We start from the raw sequence: 7902 nt of genomic DNA, 5'->3' as shown, positions 1-7902 counted from the left end.
CTGGAAGTTAAGCCTGACAGCGCCGATGGTACTGCGACCGGTAGGTCGTGGGAGAGTAGGACGTCGCCGGACATTCACACTGTTAAGGGCCACCCACTCGGGTGGCCCTTAATGTTTGTGCCTGTACTTTTGTCTGAGCGCTGTTTTCACCTCGTACGACCGATAGGAGTCACCGTGGCTACGCCACCTCGCAACCCCCGCTCTGGTCCGGGCGATCGCTCCGGCCGTGGTTCGTCCGGCGGATCGGGTCGTGCCGGCGGCGGCAACACCGGCGGCCCTCGGTCCGGCGGCTCATCCTCCGGCCCCCGCGGCGGCAGCTCGTCCGGAGCCCCTCGCGGCGGCTCGACAGGCGGCCCGCGCGGCGGCTCAACCGGTGGTCCCCGTGGCGGGAGCTCCTCTGGCGCTCCCCGCGGCGGCTCCGGCGCGCCCCGAGGAGGCTCCTCGAGCGGCCCCCGTGGCGGTTCCGGCGGCAGCTCGTCCGGTGGTTCGTACGGCGGCTCCTCGAGCGGCGCCCGTGGCGGTTCCGGCGGTGGATACGGCGGCAGTTCGTCCGGCGGCGGTTCGTACGGGGGTAGTTCCTCGGGTGGCTCGCGTGGAGGCGGCTCCTACGGGGGCGGTTCTGGCGGTGGCTCACGAGGTGGGTCTTCTGGTGGATCGCGTGGCGGTTCCTGGAGTGCGTCTGGTGATGCGCGGAGTGGAGCCCCTCGTTCCAGTGGCTCTACCGGTGGTCCGCGCAGTGGTGGGCCGCGGCGGGACGACAAGCCGGCTCCGAAGCGGAACACGCGCTGGGACGACAAGGGCGACCCGGGACGCGACCCGTTCAAGGGACAGCTGTCGGACCGCGATGACCGTGGACCCCGCCGTGACGACCGCGGCGCTCCCCGTCGCGACGACCGTTCGCCCCTGGGCTCCGACGGCCGCTCCGCCCCCCGCGGCGGCGACCGCGCCGGCTCCCCCCGCGACGACCGAGGCAGCTACAACCGCGACGACCGCGCCGGCTCCGGCCGTGATGACCGTGGCGGGTACAACCGCGATGACCGTTCCGCTCCGCGTCGTGACGACCGTGGTGGATATGGGCGCGACGAGCGCAGCGCGCCCCAGCGCGACGACCGTGGTGGCTACAGCCGCGATGATCGTTCCGCTCCGCGCGGTGACAACCGTGGTGGGTACAACCGCGATGACCGCGGTGGGTACAACCGGGACGACCGCTCTGCGCCGCGCGGGGACAGCCGTGGGGCGTCTGACCGTGGCGGGTACAACCGGGACGAGCGCAGTGCGCCGCAGCGTGACGACCGCGGTGGGTACAGCCGTGACGAGCGGTCTGCTCCTCGGCGGGACGAGCGCAGTGCGCCGCGGCGGGATGAGCGTGGTGGGTTCCAGGGTGGGGCTCGGTCTGGGCCGCCTCGGGATGGGCGGCCGACCGGGTTCAAGGGCGGCGCTCGGACCGGGCCGCGGAGTGATGACCGGACGGGGTCTGTGCCGCGTCGGGACGAGCGGACCGGATACCAGGATGCGGCTCCCCGGGATGACCGTGGACCGCGTCGGGATGACCACAACGGGCCTCGCCGGGAAGAGCGTGGTGGGCGTGGGCGTACTGATCGTGAGCGTGGCGGTCGGGGTACCGGGCGTCAGGACGAAGAGAAGGTCGGTCCGCGCAAGGACGACCCGATCATTCCGGCCGGGATCACCGGTGCGGAGCTCGACCGTGGGGTGAAGGCCGAGCTTCGGTCGTTGCCGCGCACGCTCGCCGACCTGGTCGCGCAGCACCTGGTGGCGTCCGGTCGGTTCCTCGAGGACGACCCGGAGCTCGCATACCAGCACGCGAAGACGGCGCGGCGGCTCGCTGCCCGGCTCGGCGGAGTGCGTGAGGCGGTAGCTGTCACGGCGTACCTGTCCGAGCACTACGCGGAGGCGCTGACCGAGTTCCGCGCGGTTCGGCGGATGACCGGCAACCACGAGGTGCTGCCGGCGATGGCCGACTGCGAGCGTGCGCTCGGCCACCCGGAGAAGGCGCTGGCGTTGTCGCAGGAGAAGGCCGTGCTGACGCTGGAGGAGGGTTCGCAGATCGAGATGCTGATCGTGGCGGCCGGAGCCCGGCGCGACATGGGTCAGACGGCTGCGGCGATCCAGGTCCTCGACATCCCCGAGCTCACCAAGCGGACCCGGGCCGAGTGGCTGCCGCGGCTGCGGTACGCGTACGCCGACGCGCTGGCCGAGGCAGGTCGTACGGAGGAAGCCCTCACCTGGTTCCACCGCGCCGCCGGCTCCGACCAGGACGGCTCCACCGGAGCCGCCGAACGCGCCGCCGAACTGGAAGGCCTGACCTTCACCGACCTCGACGAAGACGACGAAGACGAAGTAATCATCGAGGTCTTCGACGAAGCCACCGGCACCACCACCGGCACCACCACCGACGCCGACGCCGACGTGGACGAGGACGACGAGGACGAGGACGAGGACGAGGACGACAACGTCGAGTCCGACACGGACGACTCCGCCGACCTCGACTCGGACGACGACTCCGCTGACGAGGATGACGACACCGACGACGTCGCCTCCGAGGACGAGGACGAGGACGAGGACGAGGACGACGCTGACTCCGACCAGGACGACGCTGACTCCGACGAGGACGACTCGGACGACGATGATGCGGCCGACTCCGATGACTCGGACGAGGGCGACGACGCGGGATCCGCGGGTGATGAGGCTGCGGAGGACGCGGCTGATGGCGAAAAGGCCGGCGGGAAGTCGGCGGAGTAGTAGCTGGATGTAGTTGGTGAGCGGCCCGGGTGGGCGGTGGAGAAATCCGCTGCCTGCCCGGGCCGTTCTGCTTGTCCGGAGGTGGTCGGCGTGGCGGGGCGTGGGGTTGGCGGACCGACGAGAATGGGTCGATGACAGCTGACGCAGGAGCAGGTACACCAACTGCCGGTGTGATGACCACCGACGCAGCACCAGACCCGTCAGCTGCCGAACCGACGTCCGCGGCTGCGGCGCAGCCGTCGGCAGGTGAGGTGGTGCCTGAGGCTGCGGCGGAGCCGCCGGCTGGTGACGGGGTGTCTGGGGTGGCAGCCGAGCCGTCGGCTGGTGAGGTGGTGTCCGGGGTGGCAGCGGAGTCGTCGGCTGCTGGGGTGGTGACTGCTGAAGCTCGGGGTGGGGGTGGGTTGCTGGCGGGGGAGTTGGTGGGGCGGGCTGTTGAGAAGGGGGCTCGGCGGTTGGGGAAGGCCGTGCGGATGGTGGAGCGGGGGGAGGATGACGCGATTCATCAGGTGCGGGTTAGTTGCCGGCGGTTGCGGAGTGATTTGAAGTTGTTCCGGAAGGTGATCGCGGGGGACTGGGGTGAGCGGTTGCGGGTGGAGTTGGCTTGGTTGGCCAACAGTTGTGGGGAAGCTCGGGATCTTGAGGTGATCGCGGAGTTGGTGCGCGAGGGAGTGACCGGCGAGGATGACGCGGAGCATGTGGCGACGATTCTTGGGACGTTGACGACCGGGTTGGGGCGGGCGTCGGCGCAGTCGGCTGAGGTGGTGTTGGGGGAGCGGACCGCCTTGTTGGTAAGGGAACTGACGGTGGTTGCTGCCGCACCCGAGCTCAGTGGGTTGGCTGAGAAGACCAGTGCTGAGTTGTTGCCGAAGCTCCTCAAGGCCGCACGGCGAAAGTTTGATTCGTCGGCTGAGTTGCTGAAGCCGTGGTCGCCGGATGATGACTGGCACGAGGTGCGGTTGCTGGCCAAGCGGGTCCGGTACGCGGCGGATACGAGTGCGTCGGTGCTTGGCGATGAGGCGCGTGACATCGCAGTACAGGCGGCGCGATTCCAGGAGTTGTTGGGGCAGCATCAGGATCACTGTGCGGCGGCGGATGCGTTGACGGCGTTGGCGAAGGACGCGGCTGCTCAGAGCGATGCGGAGCTGTCGTTCACGCTAGGCAGGTTGACCGAGCGCCACCGAGCGGCGCGCAAGCCGCTGCGGGAAGAGTTTCTGAGCCAGTACCACCGCGACTAGCTGAGCATCCGGAACAGGAGCCCCACACGCGGCTTGGGGCCGAATGAGGTCGCCTTCTGCGGCAGTACGACGCCGCGCACGGCTGAGCGGAGTACCTGGTCCATCCGGGGCGCTACGAGCTCCACAGCGGCCTGCTGGGGCCCAGCGAGGGCTACTGCGTCCGCCAGCGCGTGGTGGAAGGTGATCTCGTCCGCGGGCACGCCCCAAGCCGGCAGCAGTTCGCGATGCAGCAGGGCGACAGTAGGCGTCACCTGACCCTCAGTGGACTGCAGTGTCACCCAGGACGTCCCGTCAGTGATCGCAATGCGGTCCGGCACGCCCTCCACGCGACCAGGCAGCACCTGCCAGCCATTCGGCGTACGGGACGACACCAGGTCCAGGGTGAGCCCCGGTACGACGCGGTGGATCGGGTCAAGCGTCAGCGGGTGCCGGTCGTTGTCGACCAGCATGGCGAGGCCGACATCAGTGCCGTCGCGGTCGGGCTCGCGCCGGTTGCGTTCCAGGTACGCCGCGTAGCGGTGGTGGCCGTCGGCGATCAGCGCCTCGTGCGTCGCCAGCTCCTCGGCGATCTTGGTCAGCAGCTCCTGGTCGTCGATCCGCCAGATCCGGTGCTGGGCGCCGTTCTCGGTGTCGGCGACCAGCCACGGCTCACCCGCGCGGGCCTCGTCGACGGCGTCGCTGGCCACCTGGCCGCCGTTGTAGGCGAGCAGGATCGGCTCCAGGTCCGCGTCCGTCGCCTCCATCAGCTCGAACCGGTCGTCGACCCACTGCGGCATCACGTCCTCGTGCGGCAGTACCACCCGACGGGCCGGATCGAGCGCGAGCGAGCCGACCAGCCCGCACAGTACGGCGCCCTGGAACTGCTGCTCGTAGACGTACAGAGCGGGCCGGTGGTCCTGGATCACCACGCCCTCGCGCTGCCAGGTGGACAGCCTCCGGGCGGGCTCGTCGTACCGGCCGGGGCCGAGGTCGGGATCGCGTGGAAGGATGAGCCTCACCATGTTGTGGAGATCAGAGTCAGTCAGCCGCCGGACGATGGCGGGTTCCAGTACGTCGTACGGCGGCGAGGTCACCGCGCCGAGCGCGCTCACCTTGCCCGCGACGAACCGCCAGGCCCGCAGCGGGTCGAGCCGCAGGACGTTCGCGGACGCTTCTGACATGGGCGGCATCGTACGGGGGGAAGCATGACCAGGACACAGGAATCGCCCGCCCCACTGTCGGCTTGTGACGAACCGCTCGCCAGCCGGTACGACGTTGCGCTGCTCGATCTGGACGGGGTGGTCTACGTCGGCCCGGACCCCGTGCCGGACGCGCCGGACAACCTGCGTAAAGCCGCCGCGGAGGGTATGCGGATCGGGTACATCACCAACAACGCGAGCCGGCCGGCCTCCGTGGTCGCCGAGCATCTGGCGTCGTTCGGGCTGGACGTGATCGGCGAGGACGTCGTCACCTCGGCGCAGGCGGCGGCGAAGCTGATCGCGAAGGAGTTCCCGAAGGGGTCGCCGGTGCTCGTCGTCGGTGGCGAGGGGCTGATCGCGGCGCTGGAGGAGTACGAGCTGAAGCCGGTCCGGAGTAGCGACGCGAACCCAGTGGCCGTCGTTCAGGGGTTTCATCCCGATGTGAACTGGGTGATGCTCGCGGACGGTGCGCACGCGATCAACGAGGGCGCGAAGTGGTACGCGACGAATCTCGATCTGACGATTCCGACCGCGGGTGGCAAGGCGCCGGGCAATGGGACGCTGGTCCAGGCGGTTCGGGCGGCTGTCGAGGTGGATCCGATCGTGGCGGGCAAGCCGGAGGCACCGCTGCTCGAGACGAGTATCGAGCGGTTGAAGGCCGAGCGGCCGTTGATGATCGGCGATCGGCTGGACTCCGACATCGCCGGGGCGCACAACGTTGGGATCGCGAGTCTTTGGGTGGCGACTGGGGTGCATGACGCTTATGACCTCGCGGCGGCGCCGAAGAACGAGCGGCCGACGTACATCGGGGCCGGGCTGGGTGCGTTGCGGCAGAAGCATCCGGGGGTGACGGTCGACGGGGCGAAGTACAGCTGCGAAGGCTGGACGGCTTCGGTTGTTGACGGCGCAGTGGCTGTGACGGGTGAGGGCGAGCCGTACGACGGGTTGCGGGCGATCCTGTCGGCGACGTGGGCTGCCGTGGATGCCCCGCCGAAGCCGGTTGCCAAGACGGCGGCCAAGAGCGCTGCGCGAGGGCGGCGGCCGTTGCCGAAGCCGGCGCCGGAGCTGGGGTCGATCAAGATCGGCGAGGCGCTGCATCGGGTCGGGCTCGACAAGTAGCACTCTTGATGGGTGCTGGTATTGCCGGGCGGGCGCGATACCGTGGCTTGCAAGTCAAGCAGGAGGTTCTCATGGTGATGGATGCATTGCGCGGCTACGTACAGCTGGCGAACGGTCTGACCGAGGTGACGAAGCAGCGTGCGCAGCAGGCCGCGAAGGCGCTGTTGCAGCAGACCGGCGCGGACGCGCTGACGGCCGGCGTGACCACCAAGGTGAGCGACCTGGCCGAGGAGATCGTTGCTACCAGCAAGAGCAACCGGCAACTGCTGCAGGCGATCGTGGCGAACGAGGTCGAGGGTGCTGTGGCGCGGCTCGGGTTCGTACGGTCCGAAGAGGTCGCTGCGCTGAGTCGGCGGGTCGACGGGCTGGAGCGCGAGCTGGCCGAGGCGAACGACGCCCTGGTCGCTGCTGCTGCTTCGTCTGCTCCTGCGCCGGCTGCTGCGTCCAGGCCGGCGGTGAAGAAGTCTCCGGCCAAGGCCGCGGTGAAGGCGCCGGCGGTCAAGAAGGCTCCGGCCAAGAAGACGTCGGCCGCTGCGAAGACGACCGCGTCGGCGAAGAAGGCGGCGGTCAAGAGGACGGCCAAGAAGGCCCCGGCGAAGAAGGCGTGACGTGACCGACCACCCCGGCGAGCAGTTCCCCCCGGCAGTCGACCCCGACGTCGAGCCCGGCTACGACCCCGAGCCCGACGAGCAGTCCCGCCCCGACTACGACGCCGAACCCGGCCCGGAGTCCCGCAGTACCTGGGTCAACCCAACCCTGCAGGGCCGCCCCCACACAGACCCCCTCCTAGCAGGCTTCACCGTCTACGGCGACCCAACCCCGGAACCCGACCCGGACCCGGTAGAGGACACCGAGCAAGCCTTCGAGGCCTCACTGGAGGAGCCGACGCAGCATTCGTTCGTCGACGACGGGCTGGACGACTTCGACGACGAGCAGAACCAGTCGTACGAGCAGCCTGAAGAGCCAGAGGCTGACCAGACTCCAGCGCCTGCTCCTGTGGTTCCGACTCCGGCATCTGCTTACCCACGACCGGCCGCTGCTTCGTCTGGTGAGGCTTTGGCTGGGCCGGATGCGGTGTCCGGGCAGTCGGCTCCTCGTCCGGGGGTGCCTGGGCAGGGGATCGCCCGGCCCGCCTCACCCGGACCTGCATCGGCCGCGCCCGCTGCTGCGGCATCGGCACCCTCGCTCGCCCAGGCTTTCCCACCACCGGCCGCTGCTTCGTCTGGTGAGGCTTTGGCTGGGCCGGATGCGGTGTCCGGGCAGTCGGCCCCTCGTCCGGGGGTGCCTGGGCAAGGGTTCACCCGGCCCACCTCACCTGTGCCTGCGGCGCCGGCTCGGGTGTCTGAGCAGGCGTATCCGAGGCCGTCGGCTTCTGTGCCTGGGTCTGCGGCTCCTCTGGCTTCCGGTGCGGCGCCTGTTGTGCAGGCGGCTGCTGAGGAGCAGAGGGAAGAGGAGGTGCATCCGTTGGTTGAGGATGTGGTGGAGCGGTTGGAAGGGCTGGGGGAGCGGGCTGTCGGGGAGCATGCGGAGGTTTATGCGGAGCTGCATGAGCGGCTGCAGGCTGCTTTGGTGGAGGCGGACGCCGAGCATGGCGACCGGAGTTGAGTGAC

The 7902-nt window shown here is 69.7% G+C and carries 6 protein-coding genes; 5 read left to right on the top strand and 1 reads right to left on the bottom strand.

Annotated features, from left to right (window positions below; all coding sequences use genetic code 11):
* Positions 1 to 1476: 1476 nt before the first annotated feature.
* Both AB0M15_RS25380 and AB0M15_RS25375 read left to right on the top strand, forming a co-directional pair.
* Positions 1477 to 2760, top strand: coding sequence for a hypothetical protein (locus AB0M15_RS25380; RefSeq protein WP_363823815.1), 1284 nt, complete (start codon positions 1477 to 1479; stop codon positions 2758 to 2760).
* A 131-nt stretch (positions 2761 to 2891) separates the two neighbouring features.
* Positions 2892 to 3995 (top strand): CHAD domain-containing protein, encoded by a 1104-nt coding sequence (locus AB0M15_RS25375; RefSeq protein WP_363823814.1) that lies wholly within the window; start codon positions 2892 to 2894, stop codon positions 3993 to 3995.
* On the opposite strand, the gene AB0M15_RS25370 is transcribed toward AB0M15_RS25375, so the two are convergent.
* Entirely contained in the window at positions 3992 to 5155 is a 1164-nt protein-coding gene (locus AB0M15_RS25370; protein ID WP_363823812.1) for a DUF1015 domain-containing protein, read from the bottom strand. The genes AB0M15_RS25375 and AB0M15_RS25370 overlap by 4 nt on opposite strands.
* Before the next feature lie 24 nt (positions 5156 to 5179).
* On the opposite strand from AB0M15_RS25370, the gene AB0M15_RS25365 reads away from it, so the two are divergent.
* From AB0M15_RS25365 to AB0M15_RS25355, 3 genes are all read left to right on the top strand, one after another.
* Positions 5180 to 6292, top strand: coding sequence for an HAD-IIA family hydrolase (locus AB0M15_RS25365; RefSeq protein WP_363823810.1), 1113 nt, complete (start codon positions 5180 to 5182; stop codon positions 6290 to 6292).
* Between the two features lie 71 nt (positions 6293 to 6363).
* Entirely contained in the window at positions 6364 to 6900 is a 537-nt protein-coding gene (locus AB0M15_RS25360) for a phasin family protein (RefSeq protein WP_363823808.1), read from the top strand.
* A 1-nt stretch (position 6901) separates the two neighbouring features.
* Positions 6902 to 7897: a hypothetical protein gene (locus AB0M15_RS25355; protein WP_363823807.1), complete on the top strand. Its 996-nt coding sequence runs from the start codon at positions 6902 to 6904 to the stop codon at positions 7895 to 7897.
* Positions 7898 to 7902 lie beyond the last annotated feature (5 nt).

Source organism: Kribbella sp. NPDC051718, assembly GCF_040681515.1.
In the GTDB taxonomy this organism is placed as follows: domain Bacteria; phylum Actinomycetota; class Actinomycetes; order Propionibacteriales; family Kribbellaceae; genus Kribbella.
Note: the sequence above shows the minus strand (reverse complement) of the source record. Positions and strands in the feature narration are given on the sequence as shown.

What these genes read in the sequence shown, in the direction of transcription:
- AB0M15_RS25365 (WP_363823810.1), top strand. Translation starts at nt 5,180, where the DNA reads ATGACCAGGACACAGGAATCGCCCGCCCCACTGTCGGCTTGTGACGAA.
- AB0M15_RS25360 (WP_363823808.1), top strand. Translation starts at nt 6,364, where the DNA reads ATGGTGATGGATGCATTGCGCGGCTACGTACAGCTGGCGAACGGTCTG.
- AB0M15_RS25370 (WP_363823812.1), bottom strand. Translation starts at nt 5,155, where the DNA reads ATGTCAGAAGCGTCCGCGAACGTCCTGCGGCTCGACCCGCTGCGGGCC.
- AB0M15_RS25375 (WP_363823814.1), top strand. Translation starts at nt 2,892, where the DNA reads ATGACAGCTGACGCAGGAGCAGGTACACCAACTGCCGGTGTGATGACC.